Raw genomic sequence first — 272 nt, 5'->3', positions numbered from 1 at the left:
GATTGGGACAGCCGCCAGAGGCTTGACCGGCTGGCCCCGCGCGAATTCGTGTCGCCTGCGGGCACGCATCACGCGATCGATTATACCGGGGACGACGCGCCCAGCGTGGAAGTGCGGGTGCAGGCGCTGTGCGGGCTGGAGCGGCACCCGATGGTGGGCGACACACCGCTCCTGCTCAAGCTGACGAGCCCGGCTGGCCGCCCGATTCAGGCGACCCGCGATCTGCCGGGTTTTTGGCGGGGAAGCTGGATGGACGTGCGCAAGGACATGAA

1 protein-coding gene is annotated in these 272 nt (G+C 68.4%); it reads left to right on the top strand.

Going from position 1 to position 272, the window contains the following annotated elements; all coding sequences use genetic code 11:
- On the top strand, positions 1–272 hold a 272-nt coding region (locus tag A3736_RS03925; protein ID WP_304439410.1), incomplete at both ends, for an ATP-dependent helicase C-terminal domain-containing protein.

Origin of the sequence: Erythrobacter sp. HI0063, assembly GCF_001635685.1 — a bacterium.
GTDB lineage: Bacteria > Pseudomonadota > Alphaproteobacteria > Sphingomonadales > Sphingomonadaceae > Qipengyuania.
Note: the sequence above shows the minus strand (reverse complement) of the source record. Positions and strands in the feature narration are given on the sequence as shown.